The following is a 24,220-nucleotide window of genomic DNA, read 5'->3' as shown; positions in this document are numbered from 1 at the left end:
CTTATAGCTGCGGCCACGGCGCATCACACGCCGACGCGGTCGCCTTGACGGAGGAAGTCAGATGAAAAAATGGTTAATCGTTTTTGCCGCGCTGCTGCCGCTCAGCAGCATGGCCAATATGCTGAACAACAGCAATCAGCCTAATCAGCCGGGCTACAACCCCAGCCAGCAGCGGATGCAGACGCAGATGCAAATCAGGCAGCAGCAACAGCAGAGCAAACTGCAGCAGGATCAGCAGCAGCAGACGCAGCAGATTCAGCGCAAACTGCAGGAGCAGCGCAGCAGCGCCCAGCAGCGCGTGATCAACGCGCAGCCGGGACAGCAGCAGAACAGTAATTAGCAGAAGTCGGGGCCGATGATGTCGATGCGATCGGTGCAGATGGCGTCAACGCCCCATTTCAGCAGAGTACGCGCGCGATCCGGGTCATTCACCGTGTAGACCAGAATATGCAGGCCGGCGGCCTTTAGCGCTGATACACGCTCAGCGTCGAGCAGCTTATGGTTAAGGTGAATCGACACGCACCCCAGCGCGGCGGTTTTGCTTTGCCACGCCTCATCCCACTCATCCAGCAGCAGGCCGCGCGGCAGCTCCGGCTCCGCCTGCATCGCCGCCTCCAGCGCCTCGTAAGAGAAGGAGGAGAGCAGCGGCGCGGTCATCTCCTGCCACAGAATTTTCGCCGCATGGGCGATGGCGCGACCGGTTTCCACCTCGCGTCCGGTGGTGGGTTTAATTTCGATATTCGCCATCATGCCGTGCTGGCGGCAGCGCGCCGCCACCTCTGGCAGCCGCGCCAGCGGTTCGCCGTCGAACGCCTTACCGAACCAGCCGCCCGCATCGAGCTGCGCCAGCTTTTCCCACGGCAGATCGCCCGCTACGCCCCAGCCATTGCTGGTGCGATCGAGCGTGTCGTCGTGCAGCAGGAAAATCTGCCGATCCTGCGACAGCTTCGCGTCGAACTCAATCATGCTATGGCCATACTTCGCGCCGACATCGATCGCCGCCAGGGTATTTTCCGGGGCCAGTTTGCCGCCGCCGCGATGGGCGACGATATGTGGATAGGGCCAGCGGGGTGTGCTCATTCCAGTCGCTTTCCTGTGGTTGAATCGAAATAGTGTAACGCATCCGACGGCAGATGCAGCCACAGCGTGCTGCCCGCCTGCGGCCGGACGCTGTGCGGCAGACGCACCACCAGCGGCGTGTCGCCGATACGTCCGTGCGCCAGATTATCCGCGCCGAGCAGCTCCAGCGTCTCGACGCGCAGCGGCAGGCCGTCGCGCTCGCGCGCGCTGACCTGCACATGCTCGGGACGAATGCCGAGCGTGACGGCGCGATTCGCCCACTGCGCTTTACTGTCGCCGAGCGGCAGGGCGTATGAATGGTCGAGATTGAAACGCGCGCCGTCGCTGGCGATCTGGCCAGACATCAGGTTCATCGCCGGCGCGCCGATAAACGAGGCGACAAACTGGCTGGCGGGCCGCTCGTAAATCTCCACCGGCGAGCCGATCTGCTCGACGAAACCTTTGTTCAGCACCATCACGCGCTGCGCCAGCGTCATCGCCTCGACCTGATCGTGCGTGACGTAGAGGCTGGTGGTTTGCAGGCGACGATGCAGCTGCTGCAGCTCCAGCCGCATCTGCACGCGCAGCCGCGCGTCCAGGTTGGAGAGCGGCTCGTCGAACAGAAACACCGCCGGCTCGCGCACGATGGCGCGCCCCATCGCCACGCGCTGGCGCTGGCCGCCGGACAGCTCGCGCGGGCGACGGCTTAGCAGCTGATCCAGCTCCAGGCTGCGCGCCGCCTCCAGCACGCGCAGGCGGATATGCTCTTTGCTCATGCCGCGGATCTTCAGCCCGTAGGCCATATTCTCCTCTACCGTCATATGCGGGTAGAGCGCGTAGTTCTGGAAGACCATGGCGATGCCGCGATCTTTCGGCTCCAGCTGGGTAACGCGCCGGTCGTCGATATAGATATCGCCCAAGGTGACGCGCTCCAGCCCCGCCACCATGCGCAGCAGCGTCGATTTGCCGCAGCCGGAAGGACCGACCATCACCATAAATTCGCCGTCGTTAACGGTGACGTTCAGCGGCTGAATGATCTGATTCTTGCCGTCGTAAGATTTGGTTACCGCCTGAAGGGTTACGCCTGCCATGCTTATTTCTCGCTCTCGACCAGGCCACGCACGAACGCGCGCTGCATGACCAGCACCACCACCACCGGTGGGATCAGGGTTAATAACATTGCCGCCATCACTTCGTTCCACTGCGTCGGCGATCCGCTGGTGGAGATCATGCTTTTGATCCCCGCCACCGCGGTGCTGAGCGAGGCGTCGTTGACGATCAGCAGCGGCCAGAGATACTGGTTCCAGCCGTAGATAAAGGTGATGACGAACAGCGCCGCGAGGTTGGTTTTCGACAGCGGCAGCACGATGTCCCAGAAGAAGCGCAGCGCGCTGGCGCCGTCGATGCGCGCCGCCTCGATCAGCTCGTCCGGCAGCGACATAAAGAACTGGCGGAACAGAAAGGTCGCCGTGGCCGACGCCATCAGCGGCAGCGTCAGGCCGCTGTAGCTGTCGAGCATATTGAGATCGGCGATCACCTGCACCGTCGGGAAGATGCGCACCTCGACCGGCAACATCAGGGTGATAAAGATCAGCCAGAAAAAGAGCGAGCGCAGCGGAAAGCGAAACCAGACCAGCGCAAAGGCGGAGAGCATCGACACCGTGATTTTGCCGACGGTAATGCCGAACGCCATGATCAGGCTGTTCAGCAGCATCAGGCTGAACGCCGGGCCGCTGCCGTTCACGCCCTGCGTCCAGATGCGCGAGAGGTTTTCCCACAGATGGGTGCCGGGGATCAGCGTCATCGGCACCTGATAGACCGCCTCGTTGTCCAGCGTGGCGGCGACAAAGGCGACGTAGAGCGGAAAGAGAATAGTGAGCACGCCCAGCACCAGCAGCGTGTGGCTGAAGATATCCAGCCCGCGACGGTTTTCAATCATTGGTACTGCACCTTACGCTCAACAAAGCGAAACTGAATCACGGTCAGGCCGATCACCAGCAGCATCAGCACCACCGACTGCGCCGCCGAGGAGGAGAGATCCAGCCCGGTAAAGCCTTCGCGATAAATTTTGTAGATCAGCGTAGTGGTGGCCTGCACCGGCCCGCCGCCGGTCGCGGCGTCGATCACCGGGAAGGTGTCGAAGAAGGCGTAGATCAGGTTCACCACCAGCAGAAAGAAACTCACCGGCGTGATCAGCGGCAGGGACAGATGGAAGAAGCGGCGCACCGGACCGGCGCCGTCGATCGCCGCCGCTTCCACCAGCGATTTCGGGATCGACTGCAGCGCGGCGAAAAAGAACAAAAAGTTGTAGCTCATCTGCTGCCAGATCGAGGCCACTACAATCAGAAACATCGCCTGACCGCTGTTCTGCGCGTAGTTCCAGTTGTAGCCTAGCTGGTTAAGAACGTGGCTAATCAGGCCGAGACCGGGATTGAACAGAAACATCCACAGCACCGCCGCCACTACCGGCGCCACCGCGTAGGGCAGCAGCAGCAGCGTCTGATAGAGCTTGCGCAGGCGAATAACGTAATCCACCAGCGCCGCCAGCAGCAGCGAGAGCAGCATGCCGCACACCGTCACCAGCGTGCTGAAAACGATGGTGGTCCAGAAGGCGTCGAGGTAGTAGCTGTCCTGAAACAGGCGTTTGAAGTTTTCGAGGCCGACAAAGGTGCTGGAGAGGCCAAAGGGATCGAGGTTCTGCAGCGAATACCACAGCGCTTCGCCCGCGGGCCAGAGGAAAAAGATGGCGGTAATCAGCAGCTGCGGCAGCACCAGCAAATAGGGCAACGGGCTGGTGCGAAACACCGGACGAGATAGAGACATAGCGGACTCTGTCTGAGAAAAAAGAGAGGGTCGGCCCACGCCGACCCTTTGAGATTACTTCACCTGCTGTTCAAAGCGGCGCAGCAGTTCGTTGCCGCGTTTTACCGCCTTATCCAGCGCAGCCTGCGGCGACTGTTTGCCGGTCCAGACGCCTTCCAGCTCTTCGTCGACGATGGTGCGGATCTGCGGCATATTGCCCAGGCGCATGCCTTTGGTGAACGGCAGCGGATCTTTGTTCAGCATCTGACGCGTGGCGATATCCGCGCCGGGATTCTTGTCATAGAAGCCCTGCTGCTTGCTCAGCTCGTAGGCGGCGGTGGTAATCGGCAGATAGCCGGTTTTCTGGTGCCACTCGGCGGCGATTTCCGGCTGCGCGAGGAACTGCATAAACTCCGCGACGCCTTTGTAGGTGTTGGCATCTTTGCCTTTCATCACCCACAGGCTGGCGCCGCCGATAATGGCGTTCTGCGGCGCGTTCGGCACGCTTTCGTCATAGGGCATCATGCCGACGCCGAAGTTGAATTTGGCGTAGTGTTTGATATCTGCCAGCGAGCCGGAAGAGGCGGTGGTGATGCCGCAGTCGCCGTTATAGAACTTGGCGGTGGATTCATCTTTGCGGCCAAAGTAGGTGAAGTCCCCTTTCTTGTTCATCTCTTCCAGCATCTGGATATGGCGCACCTGCACCGGCTTATTGAACTCCAGCACCGCGTCGGTGCCGTCGAAGCCGTTGTTTTTGCTGGCCACCGGCAGGGCGTGCCAGGCGCTGAAGTTTTCAATCTGGATCCAGCCCTGCCAGCCGCTGGCGTAGCCGCAGGTCACCCCCGCTTTACGCAGCGCGTCGGCGTCTTTCGCCAGCTCCTGCCAGGTTTTCGGCGGCTGATCCGGGTTCAGGCCCGCTTTTTTAAAGGCGTCTTTGTTGTAGTAGAGCACCGGCGTGGAGCTGTTGAACGGCTGAGAGATCAGATGGCCGCTGGCGTCGCTGTAGTAGCCCGCCACGGTCGGCACGAACTGTTTTTCGTCGAACGGGATACCCGCATCCTGGAACACCTGGTGCACCGGCACGATCGCCTTTGAGGCCATCATGGTAGCGGTGCCGACTTCGTAGACCTGTAAAATGGCCGGCGCTTTGCCGGTGCGTACCGCTGCGATGCCTGCCGCCAGGCTCTGCTCGTAGTTGCCTTTATAGGTCGGCACGATTTTATAGTCGGGATGCGCCTGGTTGAAACGCTGTGCCAGCGAGTCGACCTCTTTGCCTAACTCGCCCTCCATCGAGTGCCAGAAAGGAATTTCAGTGGCGGCCAGCGCGTTGCCGCTGATGGCCAGGCCCAGAACCGCACTTATCAGGCTTTTTTTATAGGTAAAGACAGACATAGAGTTTTCCTGTGCAGGTAGGTACGCGCGATATCACGCATTTTTTGTTCGCGAAGTAACATGACACGGGAAAATGACGGATTAATAACAGCCAGATGACAGCCGCATGACGGCCAGATGAAGGAGGTTTTATCTAGAATGTTTTACTGCACAACAGCCAAAGGCCGTCGGCGGCGCAGCCAGATTACGGGCGGCCAGCGCGCAGTCACCGGAGCGTACACGTAGTACGTGAGGATGACGAGCACTGCCCAACCGCAATCTGGCAAGTAAGCCAGGCCTAAGCCCCCAAGTAAGCGCTGCGGACGGCTTCGTTGGAGAGAAGCGCTTCGCCGGTATCTTCCAGCACCACGTGTCCGTTCTCCAGCACATAGCCGCGATCCGCCAGCTTCAGCGCCTGATTCGCGTTCTGCTCCACCAGGAAGATCGTCATCCCCTCCTGGCGCAGCTGCTCGATGGTGTCGAAGATCTGCTGGATAATAATCGGCGCCAGCCCCAGCGACGGCTCGTCCAGCAGCAGCAGACGCGGCTGGCTCATCAGCGCGCGGCCGATCGCCAGCATCTGCTGCTCGCCGCCGGACATGGTGCCCGCGCGCTGGATTTTACGCTCCGCCAGCCGCGGGAAGAGTTCGTAAACGCGCGCGATGCGCGTCTGATACTCCTGGCGGCTGGCGAAAAAGCCGCCCATCGCCAGGTTCTCTTCCACCGTCATGCGTGAAAAGACGCGACGCCCTTCCGGCACGATGGCGATCGCCTCGCGCATAATGCGCGCGGTTTGCCAGTCGGTAATAGTTTTGCCGTCAAAGGTAATGCTGCCCTGGGTGGCGCGCGGCTCGCCGCACAGCGTGCCGAGCAGCGTGGTTTTCCCTGCGCCGTTGGCGCCGATCAGGGTGACAATTTCGCCCTGGCTGATATGCAGGCTGACGTTGTGCAGCGCCTGGATCTTGCCGTAGTGCGCGCTGACGTTGTTAACGGATAACATCGGGTTTGCCATGTTACGCCTCTCCTAAATAGGCTCGGATCACATCCGGATTGTTACGCACCTCTTCCGGCGTGCCGTTGGCCAGCGGCGTACCCTGGTTCACCACGTAGATACGGTCGGAAATACCCATTACCAGCTTCATATCGTGTTCAATCAGCAGCACGGAGACCTTGTGCTCGCCGCGCAGCTCGGCGATCAGCTCATCCAGCTCGTGCGTCTCTTTTGGATTGAGCCCGGCCGCCGGTTCGTCCAGCATCAGGATCTCCGGACGCGTCACCATGCAGCGGGCGATCTCCAGACGACGCTGCTGGCCGTAGGCGAGATTGCCCGCCTGACGGTTAGCAAGATCGAGCAGCCCGATGCGCGACAACCAGCTGGCGGCGCGATCCAGCGCCTCGCTCTCGCCGCGACGAAACGCCGGGGTTTTGAACAGGCCGGAAAAGAGGCCGCTCTTCAGATGCTGATGCTGCGCCACCAGCAGGTTCTCGATTACCGTCATCTCACGGAACAGGCGCACGTGCTGAAAGGTGCGCACCACGCCCATGCGGGCGATCTGCTGGCCGGGCAGCCCTTCCAGATGCTGCTCACGCAGCTTGATGGTGCCGCCGGTCGGCTTGTAGAAGCCGGTCAGGCAGTTAAAGACGGTAGTTTTTCCCGCGCCGTTGGGGCCAATCAGCGAGACGATCTCCTGCGGGCGCAGCTCCAGCGCCACGTTATTGACCGCCAGCAGGCCGCCGAAGCGCATCATCAGGCCTTCAACGGCTAATAAAGGCTGACTCATGCCTGCTCTCCTTGTTTCTGCTTCAGTTTCAGATGCGGGCGCTTCATCGGCAGCAGCCCCTGCGGACGCCAGATCATCATCAGCACCATCAGGCCGCCCAGCACCAGCATGCTGTATTCGTTCAGATCGCGCATCAGCTCACGCGACACCACCAGCAGGATAGCGGCGAGGATCACCGCGAACTGCGAGCCCATGCCGCCCAGCACCACAATCGCCAGCACAAAGGCGGATTCGACGAAGGTAAAGGACTCCGGGCTGACAAAGCCCTGGCGCGCGGCGAACAGCGTACCCGCGAAGCCGGCGAACGCGGCGCTGATGGTGAAGGCGGTCAGCTTGATGCGTGTCGGGCTGAGGCCAAGCGAGCGACAGGCGATTTCATCTTCGCGCAGCGCTTCCCAGGCGCGGCCCAGCGGCATACGCAGCAGGCGGTTAATCACGAACAGCGTCAGCGTCACCAGCAGCAGCGCCACCAGATAGAGAAAAATCACGCGGTCGCTGGGGTCATATTTCAGGCCGAAGAAGTCATGGAAGGTGCTCCAGCCGCCCTCAGAGACTTTGCGGCCGAACTCGAGGCCGAACAGCGACGGTTTCGGGATCTGCGCGATGCCGTTGGGGCCGCCGGTAATCGCGGTGTTGTTCAGCAGCAGAATACGCACGATCTCGCCGAAGCCGAGCGTGACGATCGCCAGATAGTCGCCGCGCAGGCGCAGCACCGGAAAGCCGAGCAGCAGGCCGAACAGCGCCGAAACGATGCCCGCCAGCGGCAGACACTCCCAGAAGCCGAGGCCGAAGTAGTGATTGAGCAGCGCGAAAGTGTAGGCGCCGATGGCGTAGAAGCCGCCGTAGCCGAGCACCAGCAGGCCGGAAAGTCCAACCACCACGTTGAGGCCGAGGCCGAGCATCACGTAGATCAGCGTCAGGGTGGCGATATCCACCGCGCCGCGCGACACGAAAAAGGGCCAGGCCACCGCCACGACGATCAACGCCAGCATAAACAGCTTCTGCTTCGGCGTAGAGCCGTCAATGCCGGGCAGCACCAGCGCCGGGCCGGAAATCTTTTTCAGGCCGCGCTGCCAGAACGGGCGCAGCAGCTGGAACAAAAACACCACGGCGCAGCCGACGAAAATCCAGTTCCAGCGCACGTCCCCTGCGCTCTCCACCACCAGCCGGGTGCCGTCAAGGCCGAGGCGCATGCCCATAAAGAAGCTGGCCAGCACCAGCAGCATCACCGAAGAGAGCAGCGCGTTGATAAAGGAGGATTTCATACTTTCTCTACCTCCGGGCGGCCCAGAATGCCGGTCGGCATCACCAGCAGCACCACAATCAGCAGCGCGAAGGAGACCACATCTTTATATTCGGTGCTGAGATAGGCGGAGGTCAGCGCTTCGGCAATGCCGAGCACCAGGCCGCCGATCATCGCACCCGGAATGCTGCCGATGCCGCCCAGCACCGCGGCGGTAAAGGCTTTCATACCGGCCATAAAGCCGATAAAGGGGTTAATCGAGCCGTAGAACTGGCCGAGCAGCACGCCCGCCACCGCCGCCATCGCCGCGCCGATAACAAAGGTCAGCGAAATAACGCGGTCGGTGTTGATGCCGAGCAGGCTCGCCATCTTCAGATCTTCAGCGCAGGCGCGGCAGGCGCGGCCCATGCGCGAATAGCGGATAAACAGCGTCAGCGCCAGCATCGCCAGGAAGGTCACCAGCCAGATCACGATCTGCATGGTAGAGACGGTGGCGGCAAAGCCGTTGCTCTCGCCCAGCGTCCACTGGCCGGTGATCAGGCTCGGCAGCGCGAGGTCGCGCGAGCCCTGCGTCAGGCTGACGTAGTTCTGCAGGAAGATCGACATGCCGATGGCGGAGATCAGCGCGATCAGGCGCTTCGAGGATCGCACCGGTTTATAGGCGACGCGCTCGATGCTCCAGCCGTAGGCGCTGGAGATCAGGATCGCCATCACGAAGCCGGCGGCGATCATCAGCCAGCCGGTGTCGATGCCCATCATCATCAGGGCGGCGATCACGATAAAGGAGACATAGCTGCCGATCATATAGACCTCGCCGTGGGCGAAGTTGATCATGCCGATAATGCCGTAAACCATGGTGTAACCGATGGCGATCAGCGCGTAGGTGCTGCCGAGGGTGACCCCGTTAAGCATCTGCTGAATAAAATAAAGAAACTGCTCGGACATAGTGAAGACCTGCATAAGAACGGGAAAATCCCCTGCCGACGCGGCAAGGGATTGGTCTGCCGATGGGACGATTACTTAACTGCGGTAGAGGAACCGTCTTTGTGCCATTTGAATACGCCGAACTCGAAGCCTTTCAGATCGCCTTTCTGGTCCCAGCTCAGGTTGCCCATCACGGTCGGCACCGGCGCGCCGCCCTTCAGGTTCTTCGCGATGGCGTCTGGCTCGTCGCTTTTGCTGCGTTCGATGCCGGCCGCCAGCGACTGGATCGCCGCATAGGTGGTCCAGACGAACGGGCCGGTCGGATCTTTGCGGTTCTGCGCGCTGTTGGTTTTGATGGCGTCAACGATCGCCTTGTTCTCCGGCAGCTGGTCGTAGCGCTTCGGCAGCGTCACATAGATGCCTTCCGAGGCGTCGCCCGCGATGTTAGAGAGCGAGGCGTTGCCCACCCCTTCCGGCCCCATAAAGCCAGCGTTCAGACCTGCGGCTTTCGCCTGGCGCAGGATCTGGCCCATTTCCGGGTAGTAGCCGCCGTAATAGACGAAGTCCACGTTCTCTTTTTTCAGGCGCGCAATCAGCGTCGAGAAGTCTTTATCACCTGCGGTGATACCTTCAAACAGCACCACGTTGCCGCCTTTGGCTTTCAGAGTCTTCTGCACGGATTCCGCCAGGCCCTGGCCGTACTGCTGCTTGTCATGCACCACGGCGATGCGCTTAGGCTTGATCTGGTCGAGGATATAGCTTGCGGCGGTCGGGCCCTGGTCGGAGTCCAGACCGGTGGTGCGCATAATGGTTTCGTAACCGCGCGCGGTCAGCTCCGGCGCGGTGGCCGCCGGGGTAATCATCAGCACGCCTTCGTCGTTGTAGATGTCAGACGCAGGCTGGGTAGAAGAGGAGCAAAGATGGCCGATAACGTACTTGATGCCGTCGTTGACGACCTTGTTCGCCACCGCCACGGCCTGTTTCGGGTCGCAGGCGTCGTCATACTCTACGCCCACCAGCTTGTTGCCGTTTACGCCGCCTTTGGCGTTGATGTCCTTAATCGCCTGCGCGGCGCCGGTGAACTGCATATCGCCATACTGCGCGACCGGGCCGGTGACGGCGCCGACGATGGCAATTTTGATGTCGGCAGCCAGGGCGGCGTGGCTCATCGCCAGCGCAACGCATCCCGCCAGTAACGCGCGGCCTTTACTCATTTTCATGCGGACTTCCCCATCTTGTTGTGTCTGTGATTTGTGGTTTGCTGTTGCTACCGGATAAAGCCGAAAAATGATGTTTATGAATGATTTAGCGTGCTTTTCCGGTATTTTTTGGTAATAAGGCTTTATTTTTCAGGTTATTAAACAGGAAGTTTCTTCTGTAAATCAACTGACACATTGGGAAATAGCCAGCTGAAACAGCATAATCATCTGGTTGTTATGCAGGCTTTACTGCCACTTCTCTAGCGCGTTATGCTGGCTTTTAGCGCGAATATTGTTCTTTATCTCCTCTATCCTGGCATCCAGGCCATCTTTTGACCTGTTTTCATCTTAAAAAAGTGACGGCGCTCTGACTGTCTAAATTCGCTACACTATGCCCTTTCGACTAGTACAGGTGTTTGTTATGAAACTCACTATTCTGCGCCTGACGACGCTGAGCGCGCAGGACCGTATCGATCTGGCGAAAATCTGGCCTAATGAAGATATTGCGGCGCTGGAAAACAGCCTGAGCGACACGCATCGCCTCTATGCGGCGCGCTTCAACGCGCGGCTGCTGGGCGCGCTGAAGCTGGAGATCGCAGGAACGCTGGGCAAGATTTCACAGCTGGAGGTGCGCGAGGTGACGCGACGTCGCGGCGTAGGCCACTATTTGATGGAAGAGACGCTGGCGCAGAACGGCGCGATCTCAAGCTGGTGGGTGGCGGACGACGGCAGCGCGGATCAGGGTGAGCGCGCCGCGTTTATGCAGGCGTGCGGTTTTCGCGCGCAGGCGGATGGCTGGGTAAAATAGCGGGCAAAAAAAGGGCGACTTCGCGTCGCCCGTTTTGACTGTCTGGTTATGCTTCAATCGCCATGCGCAGTTTTTTCATGGCGTTCTTTTCCAGCTGCCGCACACGTTCGGCCGACACGCCGTAGCGATCCGCCAGCTCCTGCAGCGTGGTTTTATTGTCTTCGTCCAGCCAGCGAGCGCGGATAATATGCTGGCTGCGCTCGTCGAGGCCCTGCATCGCGTCGCTTAGCTTATCCGCCGCGTGCGATTCCCAGTTATCCTCTTCGATACCGTCGGCAAAGTCTGAGGTTTTATCCTGCAGATAGAGCACCGGCGCCATCGCTTTGCCTTCGCCGCTTTCATCGTCAGCGGACATATCAAAGGTCATATCCTGCGCGGCCATACGCGATTCCATTTCACGCACGTCTTTGCTGCTTACGCCCAGTTCACGCGCCACCATCTCCACTTCGTCCTGATTGAACCAGCCCAGACGCTGCTTGGTTTTACGCAGGTTGAAGAACAGCTTGCGCTGCGCTTTGGTGGTAGCGACCTTCACGATACGCCAGTTACGCAGCACGTATTCGTGGATCTCGGCTTTAATCCAGTGCACGGCAAAAGAGACCAGACGCACGCCCACTTCAGGGTTAAAGCGACGCACCGCCTTCATCAGGCCAATGTTCCCTTCCTGAATCAGGTCCGCCTGAGGCAGGCCGTAACCAGAATAATTACGAGCGATATGAACTACAAAGCGCAGGTGAGACAGGATCAGCGTCTTGGCTGCATCCAGATCGCCCTGGTAATGCAGCCGTTCAGCCAGCGCTTTTTCCTCTTCTGCCGACAGCATCGGCCAGACATTGGCGGCCCGAACGTAAGATTCCAGGTTGCCAAGAGGAGCAATAGCTAAAGTTTGCATTTCTTTGGTCATTCAAACCCTCACATGGTTAATGAATTGCTGCGTCTTCCCTTTTGAGCAGACGTTACCTTAAGTCAACGCCGGGGAAAATCCGAAAGCAATCTGTGCTACTTAGAGTAGCTAAGTTATCCACAAGTTCAATTATAGCAGTGAATATTTTACACACAGATGACGAGGCGGGAAGAGAGAGAAGATTCCTCTGCGCCCGGATCGTCGGCAGCAGAGGAACATTATACCAAAAAAACGTTGCAGGCGGTTACTGGGGCGTAAATCGACGTAAATGTTGCACCGTCGCCAGCCAGGCGGCGATCCAGCCGATAATCGCGGCGATTAGCAGCAAGAGCAGCCCTTCATCCCACGAGAAACCTTTCAGCGAGAAGGTGGTGCCGAACACCTGCGCCACCTGCGCCACCACCGACTGCAGGCGCAGCACCAGCACTTCGGAGAGGATCAGCGACAGCACCGCGCCGCTAAAGCCGAGCAGCGCGCCGCCGTAGAGAAACGGACGCAGGATAAAGCCGTCGGTGGCGCCGATCAGCTTCTGCACGTTGATGGTGTCGCGACGCGCGAAGATGCTGAGCCGCACGCTGTTGCCGATCACCAGGAAGACCGCGACAATCATCAGAATGCCGATCATCGAGGCGATCTGCCCGACCAGCCCGGTCAGGGCCGCCAGACGCGCGAACCAGCTGTCGTCCATGCGCACTTCATCGACGCCCTGCACCTTCGCCACCGTATCGCGCAGGTTCTGCATGGTATTCGAGTTCTGGAAGTTAAGCTTCGGCGTGATGATCGCCACCGCCGGCAGCGGATTCTGCTCCAGCATATCCATCGCGCCGCCAAAGCCCGACCAGTTGCGGAACTCATTCAGCGCCTCTTCCCGCGTCAGGTAGTTGACGTTATCCACGCCGTCGACCTGCTTCAGCTGCGCCACCACATTTTCCGCCGCGGTGTCGTCGAGTGTTTTCGACAGATACACCGTCAGCTGCGGCGCGGGATACCACTGGGTCGCGGCCTGGTTGACGTTTTTCCACACCATATAGCAGACGCTGGGCAGCGTCAGCGAAATGGCGATCACCATCACCGTCAGCAGCGTCGCCAGCGGCTGACGATACATATCCGACAGGGTGCCGCGCCACGCGTAGCGCCACTGCTCCTGCCAGCCGCCCTTTAGCGCTTTGCTTTTTGACGGCGCTTTCGCTTTTGGCGCGGCGGGGCGCTTGTTGCGTTTATTGACCATCGTGGCCTCCATGCAGGCGTCCCTGATTGAGCGTCATGACGCGATAGCGACGACGCGCGATCAGCCCGCTGTCGTGCGTGGCCATCAGCACGGTGACGCCAACGCGGTTGAACTCTTCGAACAGGCGCAGAATATCTTCCGACAGCGCGTCATCCAGGTTGCCGGTCGGTTCGTCCGCCAGCAGCACGGCGGGCTTATTTACCACGGCGCGCGCAATGCCGACGCGCTGCTGTTCGCCGCCGGAGAGCTGAATCGGAAAATTTTTCGCCTTGTCGAGCAGGCCGACCTTATCCAGCGCCGCCGACACGCGACGGCGAATATCTTCGCCGCTGGCGCCGGAGATAATCAGCGGGATCGCCACGTTGTCGTAGACCGACCGATCCATCAGCAGGTGGTGATCCTGAAAGATCATGCCGATCTGACGACGCAGAAACGGCACCTCGCTGTTGCGCAACCGGGAAATGTCGTGCCCGCTGAACCAGATATGGCCCGCGCTCGGACGTTCAATGCCACAAATCAGCTTCAGCAGCGTACTTTTACCGGCGCCGGAGTGGCCGGTAAGAAACGCCATTTCGCCAGGGCGCAGATGAAAATCGACCCCCTGCAGCGCCTGGCGCCCGCCGAGATATGCCTTACTGACCTCTTCAAAGCGAATCATCCCAATTAGTCCTCTCGGGCAAACAGTGCCTCAATAAAATCCTCGGCCTTAAAGGGCCGTAAATCTTCAATGCCTTCGCCGACGCCGATGTAGCGGATCGGGATGCCGAACTGATCGGCCACCGAGAAGATCACGCCGCCTTTCGCCGTGCCGTCCAGCTTGGTCAGGGTAATGCCGGTCAGACCGACCGCTTCGTGGAAGAGTTTCGCCTGGCTGATGGCGTTCTGGCCGGTGCTGGCGTCGAGGGTAAGCATCACCTCATGCGGCGCCTCTACGTCCAGCTTTTTCATCACGCGGGTGATTTTCTTCAGCTCTTCCATCAGGTGCGATTTGTTCTGCAGACGGCCAGCGGTATCGGCGATCAGCACGTCAACGCCGCGCGCCTTCGCCGCCTGGATGGCGTCGAAAATCACCGAGGCGGAATCCGCGCCGGTATGCTGCGCCACCACCGGGATATGGTTGCGTTCGCCCCACACCTGCAGCTGCTCAACGGCCGCCGCGCGGAAGGTATCGCCCGCCGCCAGCATCACCGATTTGCCCTGCGCCTGATACTGACGCGCCAGCTTGCCGATGGTGGTGGTTTTGCCGACGCCGTTAACGCCGACCATCAGAATGACGAACGGCGTTTTGCCGCTGACGTCGAGCGGCGCGTCCACTTTCGCCAGAATGCCGGACATTTCCGCCTTCAGCAGGCCGTAGAGCGCTTCCGCGTCGCGCAGCTGCTTGCGGTTCGCCTGCTGCGTCAGATTGGTAATGATGCGGCGCGTTGTCTCGACGCCAACGTCGGCGATCAGCAGCTGCTCTTCCAGCTCTTCAAACAGATCGTCGTCGATTTTCTTGCCGCGAAACAGGCTGATAAAACCAGAGCCGAGGTTCTGGCGAGTTTTCACCAGGCTGCGCTTCAGGCGCGCGAAAAAGCCCTCTTTGGTGGGGCGTTCCTGCTCCTGGCTAACGATGGGCGCGGCGGCGAGCGGCAGATCGCTGACGGTGTCCTGCGGTTCGTCTTCCGCGGCGATGGCTTGCGCGGTGTCGTCCTGCGGCGCTTCCGCCAGCGCCAGCGCGGCCAGCTCCTCGTCGTCCAGCGGCTGCTCCTCTTCCGGCAGCGTCTCGGGGAGGATCTCTTCTTCAACCGGCTGCGGTGCCAGCGTCGGCTCCTCTTCCGGGACGATCTCCTCTAACGGCGCGATAATCTCTGCGTCATGCTCCTGCCGGATGATCGCTTCCGCTTCCGGCTCCACGACAGCGGGCGCTTCCGCAACGGGCTGGTCCGTGACTGTCGCTTCTTCGATATGCGCTTCTTCGACGTACGCTTCTTCGCTGTGCGCTTCCGCGGCGGGCTCGTCCGCAGCGTGCGCTTCGCGCTGCGCCTCGGCAACCTGCTCAGTCACCTCGACGGTATGCGCCGCGTCGCTTTCCGCCTGCGCTAGCGCAGCCTCTTCCGGCTGCTGTTCAGGCTGTTGCTTCTCTTCTTCTTTGCCAAATCCCAGCCAGGAAAAAAAGCCACGTTTTTTCTCTTTTGCCATTGTGTGACCACACTCCTCGATGGCTTAATCCCGGTCGCTCGCTGTTCCCAGGGGATAAAAATTAGCTCTGGTTTTACGCGCCAAAACGGCGAAAAACGGCAGAATTATGTATGACTTCAGCAACTCACTAGTCTAACACTTTCCAGCCAGCGCACCACAGCACCCTTTTTTACCGTTTCTTCTCACCGATTCGCCCGTTAAACTACGCAACAAATTATGACGAGTTGTGAGCAAGATGAGTAAAACTCCCCGTGGCACAGGCGGTGCCGGACAAATTCGCATCATCGGCGGCCGGTGGCGCGGACGCAAACTGCCGGTGCCCGACAGCGCCGGACTGCGTCCCACCACCGATCGCGTGCGTGAAACCCTGTTTAACTGGCTGGCGCCCGTGTTGCCGCAGGCGCGCTGCCTCGACTGTTTCGCCGGCAGCGGCGCGCTCGGGCTGGAGGCGCTGTCGCGCCATGCCGCGTCGGTGACGCTGCTGGAGCTGGAACGGCCGGTGGCGCAGCAGCTTGAGAAAAATCTCCACACCCTGGGCACGCGCGACGCGCAGGTGATTAACGCCAATACCCTTAACTGGCTGGCCGCCGCCGGCGAGCCTTACGATGTGGTATTCGTCGATCCGCCGTTTCGCAAAGGGCTGCTGGAGCAGACGCTGCAGCAGCTGGAGCAAAACGGCTGGCTGGCGGATGAGGCGATGATTTATGTAGAGAGCGAAGTAGAGCACGGCGCGCCGCCGGTGCCCGCCAACTGGGCGCTGCATCGCGAGAAGATCGCCGGACAAGTGGCGTACCGTTTATATCACCGACAACAAGAGAGTGCCGATGTTGCTTAATTTAGGTCGCCTGCTGATGCTCTGCGTCTGGGCCTTTTTACTTTTTAACCTGGTTGATCCCTACCCGAAACCGCTGCGCTATTTTATCCACGTCGCGCTGTTCTTTATGATCCTGATGCACGGGCTGCAGCTGACGCTGCTGCGCGCCACCCAGCCGAAAGACGCGCCGCCAATCGATCGCTGGACGCAGACCAAAATCTTTCTGTTCGGCGTGTTTGAACTGCTGGCGTGGCAGAAAGCCAATTTTCCAAAGAAGAAGTAAACGCGGCGGGCTGAACAGCCCGCTTTTTACTGCGCCGGCGTAAAGCTGACAAAGCGCGAGCCCTGCATTTTCAGCTCGCCCTGCGCGCCGGTATCCATCTGGTTGTAATCACGCTCGCCCACAATCGCTTTGATGTCGCTGGCGCCGTTCAGCGGATGAAACCAGGCCTCATAGCGCATCTCTTCGCCGGCGATCACCTCGCGCTGGCGCGAACGCCGATTCGGCGACGGATATTCCCGTTTGGTTTTCACTTTCACCATCAGCGTGCGCACCGGCGAGGCGTCGTTAACCGCCGTTTCACGCCGCTGTTTGATAAACTGACGGGTCGCCAGCACGGCGATAATCGCCAGCACGATAAAAAAGAGTAGCGGTGGTTTGCTCATGGTTTTTCTCGTCTCGTTAAGCGCTAAAAAGCAATGCGCAAGAAGCATACAACCAGAGTTGCCTGATTGTCACATCGCGAAGCCGTAACCTAAACTAGGATCGACTTACTGGGATTCTTCACCATCTGATGGACAGGTTGTCCTTAAGGGAGCAGCAATGCTTTGGTCATTTCTTGCGGTACTTTTCTCCGGTTGGCTCTACGTTGACGCATCCTATCGCGGCCCGCAGTGGCAGCGCTGGCTCTTTAAGCCGGTTACGCTGCTGCTGATGGTAGGCTGGGCCTGGCAGGCGCCGGTACTCAAACCCACCGACTACCTGATTATCGCCGGCCTGGTGGCGACGCTGATCGGCGACGCGCTGCTGCTGTTGCCGCGCCAGCAGATGCTCTATGCGCTGGGCGCCTTCTTCCTCTCTCATCTGCTTTACACCCTCTGCTTCGCCGCCAATATGACGATGACGTTCTACTGGCCGATCCCGCTAACGCTGCTGATTATCGGCGTGGCCACCATCGCGGTGATCTGGAGTCGGCTGGAGACGCTGCGCTGGCCGATCTGCACGCTGATCGGCATGACGCTGGTCATGACCTGGATGGCCGCCGAGCAATACTTCTTCCGTCCCAGCGACGACAGCTTCACGCTGATCGTCGGCGCGAGCCTGCTGCTGCTGGCAAATATCGTCTGGTTCGTCAGCCACTATCGCCGTCGCTTCCGCGCCGACAGCGCTATCGTCGCCGCCTGCTACTTCGCCGGGCACTTTATGATTGTCCGTTCGCTGTGGCTCATCTGAGGCAAACCGTTCTTGACTCTGGAGTCGACTCCAGAGTGTAGGATGCAGTAGCGGGCGGGATCGCCCGTCCGTTACTGGAGGTTTATATGCACTCACATCATCACCCCTGCGGCTGCGGCCGCGCATGCCATACCCCTTCCGCCGCCAAACCGCTCTGCGCCGTGCCTGCCGCGTCGTCCTCGGGTTTCACTATTCGCGCCGCCTCGCCCGTTCAGCCTGACTGCGGCGGCGGATGCTGCGCGGCCGACGCCAGCCCCGACAGCGGTGGCGGCGATGACGACGAAGGCGACAGGCGCGGCGCCTGGCGCTTTAGCTGGCGCGTCAGCGGCATGGACTGCCCCAGCTGCGCCCGCACCGTAGAAACCGCCGTCAGCCAGCTGCCACAGGTGCTGCACGCCCGTGTGATCTTCGCCAGCGAAAAACTGCAGGTCGACGCCAGCGCCGACGTCGCCGCCGCGGTTGAACAGGCGGTCACGCGCGCCGGTTTTTCCCTGGTCAGCGACGCCGCGCCAGCCGCCCCGCCCTCTCGCTGGCGTGAAAACCGCACGCTGCTGCTGCTCGCTTTTTTGATGCTGGTCAGCGTGATCCTGAGCCAGTTTATGCCGCGCTGGGGCGACGGCCTGTTTATCGCTACCACGCTGATCGGCCTGTGGCCGGTGGCGCGCAGCGCATGGCAACGCGCGCGCAGCGGATCGCCTTTCACCATTGAAATGTTAATGAGCGTCGCTGCGGCGGGCGCGCTGCTGATCGGTGCCCATGCCGAAGCGGCAATGGTGCTGCTGCTGTTCTTGCTGGGCGAGCGGCTCGAGGCCTTCGCCGCCGCCCGCGCGCGCAGCGGCGTGACGCAGCTGATGGCGCTGCGCCCGGAAAGCGCCACGCGGATAGCGGGCGACAAACGGGAAAGCGTGGCGCTGGCGGCCTTGCGGCCCGGCGACCTCATCGAAGTCGCCGCGGGCGGACGCCTGCCGGTGGATGGCCGCCTGCTGAACGACGAAGCGAGCTTCGATGAAAGCGCGCTGACCGGCGAGTCGCTGCCGGTAACGCGTGAAAAAGGCGAGGCGCTGCTGGCGGGCGCCGCCAGCGTCGATCGCCTGGTGCGCATTGAGGTGACCTCAAAGCCGGGCGAAAGCGCCATCGACCGTATTCTGACCCTGATTGAAGAGGCGGACAGCCACCGCGCGCCGGTAGAGCGCTTTATTGATCGCTTCAGCCGTCTCTATACGCCGCTGATTATGCTACTGGCGGCGCTGGTGATGGTGGCGCCGCCGCTGCTCGGTTTTGGCGGCTGGCTGCCGTGGATCTATAAAGGGCTGACGCTGCTGCTGATCGGCTGTCCCTGCGCGCTGGTGATCGCCACGCCCGCTGCCATTACCTCTGGTCTCGCCGCCGCCGCACGTCAGGGCGCGCTGATTAAAGGCGGCGCGGCGCTGGAACGCCTTAGCCAGGTGCGCGCCGTCGCCTTCGACAAAACCGGCACCCTGACGCAGGGCAAGCCGCAGGTCACCGCCGTGCTCTGTTTCGCCACCGCGTCGCAGGATGAGCTACTGGCGCTGGCGGCGGCGGTGGAACAGGGTTCGACCCATCCGCTGGCGACGGCGATCGTCGCGGCCGCCAGCGCACGTCAGCTGCCGCTGCCCGCCGCCACGCATCAGCTGACGCTGGCGGGCAGCGGCATCGCCGCGCGGATCGCGGGCGCACAGGTGGAACTGCTGTCGCCTGGCCGCGCCGGGGCGTTAAGCGCCGCGCAGCGCGCGCAGATTGCGCAGCAGGAAGAGCAGGGGCAAACGCTGGTGGCGATCCTGCGCGACGGCGAACCGATCGGGGCGCTGGCGCTGCGCGACAACCTGCGCGCCGACGCGCGTGACGCGCTGGCGGCGCTAAAGAAAATGGGCATTGAGAGCCTGATGCTCACCGGCGACAACCCGCGCGCGGCGGCCGCGATCGCCCGCGAACTCGATATCGAGTTTCGCGCCGGGCTGCTGCCTGCGGATAAGGTCGAAGCGGTGCGCGCGCTGGGCCAGCAGCGCCCGCTGGCGATGGTCGGCGACGGCATCAACGACGCGCCCGCGATGAAGGCGGCCACCATCGGCATCGCGATGGGCAGCGGCAGCGATATCGCGCTGGAGAGCGCCGACGCCGCGCTGACGCGTGACGCGTTGCCGCTGCTGCCGTCGCTGGTGGCGCTGGCGCGGCGCACGCGCGCCACGCTGCGGCAGAATATCGCCATCGCGCTCGGACTGAAGGCGCTGTTTCTGGTGACGACGCTGCTGGGCCTGACCGGCCTGTGGCTGGCGGTGGTCGCCGACTCCGGCGCCACCGCGCTGGTGACCGCTAACGCGCTGCGTCTGCTGCGCGCGCGGCGCGCGTAAGGCGCGCGACGATCAGGCGCCGAGGCCCTTCTGGATCAGATAGTGATAAGGCAGGGTCTCGGTCTGCTGCGCCAGCAGGCGGTGTTCCATAAAGCGGCAGAAGCCGGGAATGTCGCGCGTGGTGGCCGGGTCGTCGGCGATAATCAGCAGCGTTTCCCCGTCCTGCATGGTGCGGACCGTTTTACGCACCATCATGACCGGCTCGGGGCAGCGCAGGCCCTGCGCATCCAGCTGATGGTCGGCATGGGAGAAGTTGTCGCTCATAAATCACTCGGTTCTAAACAGGGGCGCTCATTTTAGCGCGCCGTCCCGCAGACGCAAGACGAGAACGATTGCGTTAAAATTAACCATTGCGTAAATAGCACAACGCGGTAAGATGCCGCGGTTTTTACATACGGTACCGTCGCGCAGGCTCGGTTTGCGCGGCAATGGGTTCCCTCACCCCAATATGAAAAAGGTCCATTATGATCGCATTTTCTTCGCGTCAGCGTCTGCACGCGCTGGTCTGGCTGTCGCTGTTTCACCTGCTGGTGATTATCTCCAGTAACTATCTGGTGCAGCTGCCGGTGTCCGTGTTTGGCTTCAACACCACCTGGGGCGCGTTCAGCTTCCCGTTTATCTTTCTGGCGACCGATCTGACGGTGCGTATTTTCGGCGCTCCGCTGGCGCGCCGCATTATCCTCGCGGTGATGATCCCGGCGCTGTTTGTCTCCTATCTGGTGTCGAGCCTGTTTTATCAGGGCCAGTGGCAGGGCCTGGCGGCGCTGCAAAACGTTAACCTGTTCGTCGCGCGCATCGCCTGCGCCAGCTTTATGGCCTATGCGCTTGGGCAGATCCTCGACGTTCACGTCTTTAACCGCCTGCGCCAGCTGCCGCAGTGGTGGATCGCGCCCGGCTGCGCCATGTTCCTCGGCAATATCAGCGATACGCTCGCCTTCTTCTTTATCGCCTTTTATAAAAGCACCGATCCCTTTATGGCCACGCACTGGGTCGAGATCGCGCTGGTGGATTACAGCTTCAAAGTGCTGATCTGCCTGGTGTTCTTCCTGCCTGCCTACGGCGTGCTGCTCAATGCAATGCTGAAACGGCTGGCGGAGCGCTCGCAGCGGCCGCAGGTCAATTTCGGCTAACGGGAGATAGAGCATTTCGCCATCACCCGCTAAGATCTGCTGACAATCGGGCGGTTGATTTTGCCGCCTGATTCGAGTTGTATGAACGCCTTACTGGAATCAAATAAAGGGATTCAGATGCGAAACTTAGTGAAATATGCGGGTATTGGTTTGCTGGTGCTGGGCCTGGCGGCCTGCGATCAGAAAAAAGATGAGGCGACCGGCAGCAATGGCACCACCGCCAGCCAGTCGGCGCAGAACGTGACCCTGATGGACGGCAAGCTGAGCTTCTCGCTGCCGGCCGGCATGTCGGACAAGAGCGGCAAGCTGGGCAACCAGACCACCAATATGCACGTCTACGCCGATGAAACCGGTGCGCGCGCCGTGATCGTCATCGCCGGTGACGCCACCAGCGAAGGGCTGGATGTGCTGGCGCAGCGTCTGGAACAGCAGCAGCGCAACCGCGATCCGCAGCTGCAGGTGGTCTCTGACAAAGCGATTACCCTGAAAGATCAGCCGGCGCAGCGTCTGGACAGCGTGGTTTCCGCCAATAACCAGACCTCCTGGTCCTCGGTGATCCTGGCGAAGGTCGACGGCAAACTGCTGACGCTGCAGATTACGCTGCCGGGCGACAACCAGCAGCAGGCGCAGAGCGACGCGGACAGCATCGTTCAGAGCATTACGCTGAAATAAGGCGGTTTTAACAGACGGCTGAGAAGTTTAAGCGTGGGCGGCATGGCGCGAAGAGCAAAGCGTCCCGCGCCAGGGAAGGCGCGGGCCGAGCGAGCAGGGAAGCCTTAAGCGACTTTGCGATCGCGCCATGCCGCCCGCGCTAGCACTATGCCCCAAACAAAAACGGCGGGATATTCCCGCCGTTTTTTTATCTTTAACCGCGCGCGTCGCGCCAGTAGCCGATCAGCCGCAGATAGTTGCCCTTCACCTTCTCCACCAGCGCCGCATCATCCAGCTCGCCCTGCAGCCACTGGCGCGACGGCTGGCCGAAGATAGTGCGTCCGACCGCAAAGCCTTTCACCCAGGGCGCCTGCGCCGCCGCGGCGAAACCCGCTTTCAGCTTCTCTTCCGGCGCGTCGAGCCCCAGCAGCAGAATGCCGCGACAGTGAGGATCCTGCTGCTCGATCAGGCTGCCGATCGCCTGCCAGCTCTCCGCCGACAGCGGCGGCAGCTTCCACCAGTCGGGCTGAATGCCCAGCTGATAGAAATGGCTCAGCATAGTCAGATAGTGGGCTTCGTCGCGATCGGGATTGCTCTCCGGCAGGATCACTTCCAGCAGCAGCTCATGGCCGCTTTTGTTGCAGCCGCGCCAGACGTCCAGCACCAGCTCATCCTGCTCTTTGCGCATCTCGGCGCTGTCGTGCGGATGGTAAAACACCAGACATTTCACAACGTGCTCGGCTGGCCAGTCAACCAGCTGCGAGCCGATATTGCCGTGCTCCAGACGCAGCGGACGCGAGCCGGGCAGCTCAATCGGCCGCCCGATCCACCACCCTTTGCCGGTGATGGCGTTCAGCGCTTTCTGTCCATAAGTGGTGTCGGCCAGAATGCCGCTCTTGCTCTCCAGCCCGGCGTCGCGCGCCGCCTCTTCCGCCGCTTTCAGCAGCAGCACCTTCAGCGCCGGGATGTTGCTGTCGTCCACGCCCGCCTCGCGCGCCATGTCAGCCAGCTGCTTGCGATGGTCGAAGGCGAAAACGTTTAGCTCCGGCCACGGCTGCTTGCGCGTGGTGACGCGATGCAGATGATTAAGTCGCGCGTCGAGATCGGGACGCTTCACGTCATTATCGCGGCTGAGGAAATCATCCAGCTCCGCTTTGGTCGGCATCGCCGGCGCGCAGCCGTGACGCGACACCACCAGCGCGCCGCAGGCGTTGGCGTAGCGGCACGCCTGGGTCCAGCCTTCGTCGTTAAGCCAGCCGCGCAGCAGGCCGGACATAAAGGCGTCGCCCGCGCCGAGCACGTTCAACACCTCGACGCGCACGCCGCTGTGCAGCTGCGTCTGATCCCAGGAGTCGGGGATCTCCCCCTCAAACACCACGCAGCCGAGCGGGCCGCGCTTGCACACCAGCGTCGCCTGCGTCGCCTGGCGCACGTTCTTCAGCGCCGCGAGCGTATCGGTGCTGCCGCCCGCGATATGAAACTCTTCCTCCGTGCCGACAATCAGGTCGAAGTAGTGCATCACCTCCTGCAGCTGGCGCGTTACCTGATCCGACTCGATAAAGCGCGTTTCGCCGTCGCCGAGTGAGGTCAGGCCCCATAGCACCGGGCGATAGTCAATATCCAGCGCGGTGCGCAGGCCGTTGCGCCTGGCGATATCCAGCGCTTTCAGCACCGCGGCTCGCGTCTGCGGATGCGACAGATGGGTGCCGGTCACGGCCACCGCGCGCGACGAGGTAATAAAGGCCTCGTCGATATCCTCTGGCACCAGCCCCATATCCGCGCAGTTCTCGCGGTAGAAGATCAGCGGAAAGGTCTCTTCATCCTTAATGCCCAGCATCACCAGCCCCGTCAGGCGCTGCTTATCGGTAATCAGTCCGTCGGTATTGCACCCCACGCGATTCAGCTCTTCGCGCAGAAAGCGACCGTTATGCTCATCGCCCACGCGCGCCAGCATCGCCGACTTCAGCCCCTGAATGGCGGTGCCATAGGCGACATTGCCGGAGGAGCCGCCGAGATATTTGGCAAAGGTGCTCATATCCTCCAGCCGCGCACCAATTTGCTGACCATAAAGGTCGACAGCGATGCGTCCAATACAAATCACATCAAGCCGCTTCTGTTGTGTAGTCATACCTGTGATTTCCTTCTGTGATAAGCGGACACGGCGGGTAGAGCCGTTATCCCGGCGTGCGTCTGGGTTATTTCGCTTGCCAGACTGGCGATGTGGGGAGTATGAGGAATAAAAATTCCAAATACAATATGAAATGAAACATCCATCGCGATTTTGTGAACCAGGTAAAACTCTG

At 61.0% G+C, this 24,220-nt stretch carries 25 protein-coding genes; 8 read left to right on the top strand and 17 right to left on the bottom strand.

Features of this window, described 5'->3' with window-relative positions; all coding sequences use genetic code 11:
* Positions 1–61: 61 nt before the first annotated feature.
* Positions 62–340 (top strand): DUF2756 domain-containing protein, encoded by a 279-nt coding sequence (locus tag B2J69_RS03620; RefSeq protein ID WP_081136505.1) that lies wholly within the window; start codon positions 62–64, stop codon positions 338–340.
* On the opposite strand, the gene ugpQ is transcribed toward B2J69_RS03620, so the two are convergent.
* From ugpQ to B2J69_RS03570, 10 genes are all read right to left on the bottom strand, one after another.
* Positions 337–1,080 carry a glycerophosphodiester phosphodiesterase gene (gene ugpQ / locus B2J69_RS03615; protein WP_081136503.1) on the bottom strand — a complete coding sequence of 248 codons (744 nt, stop codon included), beginning with the start codon at positions 1,078–1,080 and terminating at the stop codon, positions 337–339. The genes B2J69_RS03620 and ugpQ overlap by 4 nt on opposite strands.
* A complete protein-coding gene (locus B2J69_RS03610) occupies positions 1,077–2,150 on the bottom strand; it encodes a sn-glycerol-3-phosphate import ATP-binding protein UgpC (protein WP_081136501.1) in 1,074 nt (357 codons plus the stop codon). The genes ugpQ and B2J69_RS03610 overlap by 4 nt, the downstream gene beginning before the upstream one ends.
* A 2-nt stretch (positions 2,151–2,152) precedes the next feature.
* Positions 2,153–2,998 (bottom strand): sn-glycerol-3-phosphate ABC transporter permease UgpE, encoded by an 846-nt coding sequence (gene ugpE / locus B2J69_RS03605; protein WP_081136499.1) that lies wholly within the window; start codon positions 2,996–2,998, stop codon positions 2,153–2,155.
* A complete protein-coding gene (gene ugpA, locus B2J69_RS03600; RefSeq protein ID WP_081136497.1) occupies positions 2,995–3,882 on the bottom strand; it encodes a sn-glycerol-3-phosphate ABC transporter permease UgpA in 888 nt (295 codons plus the stop codon). The genes ugpE and ugpA overlap by 4 nt, the downstream gene beginning before the upstream one ends.
* 54 nt (positions 3,883–3,936) lie before the next feature.
* The gene (gene ugpB, locus B2J69_RS03595; protein WP_081136495.1) at positions 3,937–5,253 is read right to left on the bottom strand and encodes a sn-glycerol-3-phosphate ABC transporter substrate-binding protein UgpB; all 1,317 of its coding nucleotides are present in this window, start codon (positions 5,251–5,253) and stop codon (positions 3,937–3,939) included.
* Positions 5,254–5,530: 277 nt separating this feature from the next.
* Positions 5,531–6,244, bottom strand: a complete 714-nt coding sequence (gene livF, locus B2J69_RS03590) for a high-affinity branched-chain amino acid ABC transporter ATP-binding protein LivF (protein ID WP_081136493.1) — start codon at positions 6,242–6,244, stop codon at positions 5,531–5,533.
* Between the two features lies 1 nt (position 6,245).
* Positions 6,246–7,013, bottom strand: coding sequence for a high-affinity branched-chain amino acid ABC transporter ATP-binding protein LivG (gene livG, locus B2J69_RS03585; protein ID WP_081136491.1), 768 nt, complete (start codon positions 7,011–7,013; stop codon positions 6,246–6,248).
* The gene (locus B2J69_RS03580) at positions 7,010–8,278 is read right to left on the bottom strand and encodes a high-affinity branched-chain amino acid ABC transporter permease LivM (RefSeq protein WP_081136489.1); all 1,269 of its coding nucleotides are present in this window, start codon (positions 8,276–8,278) and stop codon (positions 7,010–7,012) included. The genes livG and B2J69_RS03580 overlap by 4 nt, the downstream gene beginning before the upstream one ends.
* The gene (gene livH, locus B2J69_RS03575) at positions 8,275–9,201 is read right to left on the bottom strand and encodes a high-affinity branched-chain amino acid ABC transporter permease LivH (RefSeq protein ID WP_081136662.1); all 927 of its coding nucleotides are present in this window, start codon (positions 9,199–9,201) and stop codon (positions 8,275–8,277) included. Before livH ends, B2J69_RS03580 begins: the two co-directional genes overlap by 4 nt.
* A gap of 71 nt (positions 9,202–9,272) precedes the next feature.
* Positions 9,273–10,400, bottom strand: a complete 1,128-nt coding sequence (locus tag B2J69_RS03570; RefSeq protein ID WP_081136487.1) for a branched-chain amino acid ABC transporter substrate-binding protein — start codon at positions 10,398–10,400, stop codon at positions 9,273–9,275.
* 400 nt (positions 10,401–10,800) lie between these two features.
* Here B2J69_RS03570 and panM point away from each other — a divergent pair, with 400 nt between their 5' ends.
* Positions 10,801–11,187, top strand: coding sequence for an aspartate 1-decarboxylase autocleavage activator PanM (gene panM, locus B2J69_RS03565; protein WP_081136485.1), 387 nt, complete (start codon positions 10,801–10,803; stop codon positions 11,185–11,187).
* A gap of 46 nt (positions 11,188–11,233) precedes the next feature.
* Here the strand turns inward: panM and rpoH are convergent, their stop codons facing one another.
* The 4 genes from rpoH to ftsY form a co-directional block, all read right to left on the bottom strand.
* Positions 11,234–12,091, bottom strand: coding sequence for an RNA polymerase sigma factor RpoH (gene rpoH / locus B2J69_RS03560; protein WP_033753215.1), 858 nt, complete (start codon positions 12,089–12,091; stop codon positions 11,234–11,236).
* A 244-nt stretch (positions 12,092–12,335) separates the two neighbouring features.
* Positions 12,336–13,319, bottom strand: a complete 984-nt coding sequence (gene ftsX, locus B2J69_RS03555; protein WP_081136660.1) for a permease-like cell division protein FtsX — start codon at positions 13,317–13,319, stop codon at positions 12,336–12,338.
* Positions 13,309–13,977, bottom strand: a complete 669-nt coding sequence (ftsE, locus tag B2J69_RS03550) for a cell division ATP-binding protein FtsE (RefSeq protein WP_081136483.1) — start codon at positions 13,975–13,977, stop codon at positions 13,309–13,311. Before ftsE ends, ftsX begins: the two co-directional genes overlap by 11 nt.
* 5 nt (positions 13,978–13,982) lie before the next feature.
* Positions 13,983–15,500: a signal recognition particle-docking protein FtsY gene (gene ftsY / locus B2J69_RS03545; protein WP_081136481.1), complete on the bottom strand. Its 1,518-nt coding sequence runs from the start codon at positions 15,498–15,500 to the stop codon at positions 13,983–13,985.
* 235 nt (positions 15,501–15,735) lie between these two features.
* Between ftsY and rsmD the strand changes: the two genes are divergently transcribed.
* Both rsmD and B2J69_RS03535 read left to right on the top strand, forming a co-directional pair.
* Positions 15,736–16,335, top strand: a complete 600-nt coding sequence (rsmD, locus tag B2J69_RS03540) for a 16S rRNA (guanine(966)-N(2))-methyltransferase (RefSeq protein WP_081136479.1) — start codon at positions 15,736–15,738, stop codon at positions 16,333–16,335.
* Positions 16,325–16,597 carry a DUF1145 family protein gene (locus tag B2J69_RS03535; protein ID WP_033753227.1) on the top strand — a complete coding sequence of 91 codons (273 nt, stop codon included), beginning with the start codon at positions 16,325–16,327 and terminating at the stop codon, positions 16,595–16,597. The genes rsmD and B2J69_RS03535 overlap by 11 nt, the downstream gene beginning before the upstream one ends.
* Positions 16,598–16,623: 26 nt before the next feature.
* Here B2J69_RS03535 and B2J69_RS03530 read toward each other — a convergent pair whose 3' ends face one another.
* Positions 16,624–16,980: a DUF2500 domain-containing protein gene (locus B2J69_RS03530; protein WP_081136477.1), complete on the bottom strand. Its 357-nt coding sequence runs from the start codon at positions 16,978–16,980 to the stop codon at positions 16,624–16,626.
* Between the two features lie 157 nt (positions 16,981–17,137).
* Here B2J69_RS03530 and B2J69_RS03525 point away from each other — a divergent pair, with 157 nt between their 5' ends.
* Both B2J69_RS03525 and B2J69_RS03520 read left to right on the top strand, forming a co-directional pair.
* Positions 17,138–17,767 carry a lysoplasmalogenase gene (locus B2J69_RS03525; protein ID WP_081136475.1) on the top strand — a complete coding sequence of 210 codons (630 nt, stop codon included), beginning with the start codon at positions 17,138–17,140 and terminating at the stop codon, positions 17,765–17,767.
* A gap of 86 nt (positions 17,768–17,853) precedes the next feature.
* A complete protein-coding gene (locus B2J69_RS03520) occupies positions 17,854–20,136 on the top strand; it encodes a zinc/cadmium/mercury/lead-transporting ATPase (protein WP_081136473.1) in 2,283 nt (760 codons plus the stop codon).
* A gap of 12 nt (positions 20,137–20,148) precedes the next feature.
* Here B2J69_RS03520 and tusA read toward each other — a convergent pair whose 3' ends face one another.
* Positions 20,149–20,400, bottom strand: a complete 252-nt coding sequence (tusA, locus tag B2J69_RS03515) for a sulfurtransferase TusA (protein WP_081136471.1) — start codon at positions 20,398–20,400, stop codon at positions 20,149–20,151.
* A gap of 200 nt (positions 20,401–20,600) precedes the next feature.
* On the opposite strand from tusA, the gene B2J69_RS03510 reads away from it, so the two are divergent.
* Positions 20,601–21,266 carry a 7-cyano-7-deazaguanine/7-aminomethyl-7-deazaguanine transporter gene (locus tag B2J69_RS03510; protein WP_081136469.1) on the top strand — a complete coding sequence of 222 codons (666 nt, stop codon included), beginning with the start codon at positions 20,601–20,603 and terminating at the stop codon, positions 21,264–21,266.
* 117 nt (positions 21,267–21,383) lie between these two features.
* Positions 21,384–21,938 carry a DcrB family lipoprotein gene (locus B2J69_RS03505; RefSeq protein WP_081136658.1) on the top strand — a complete coding sequence of 185 codons (555 nt, stop codon included), beginning with the start codon at positions 21,384–21,386 and terminating at the stop codon, positions 21,936–21,938.
* A 193-nt stretch (positions 21,939–22,131) separates the two neighbouring features.
* On the opposite strand, the gene B2J69_RS03500 is transcribed toward B2J69_RS03505, so the two are convergent.
* Complete coding sequence (locus B2J69_RS03500) at positions 22,132–24,045, bottom strand: bifunctional 5-dehydro-2-deoxygluconokinase/5-dehydro-2-deoxyphosphogluconate aldolase (protein WP_081136467.1); 1,914 nt, start codon at positions 24,043–24,045, stop codon at positions 22,132–22,134.
* Positions 24,046–24,220 lie beyond the last annotated feature (175 nt).

The sequence above is a fragment of the Pantoea latae genome (genome assembly GCF_002077695.1).
Taxonomy (GTDB): domain Bacteria; phylum Pseudomonadota; class Gammaproteobacteria; order Enterobacterales; family Enterobacteriaceae; genus Pantoea; species Pantoea latae.
Note: the sequence above shows the minus strand (reverse complement) of the source record. Positions and strands in the feature narration are given on the sequence as shown.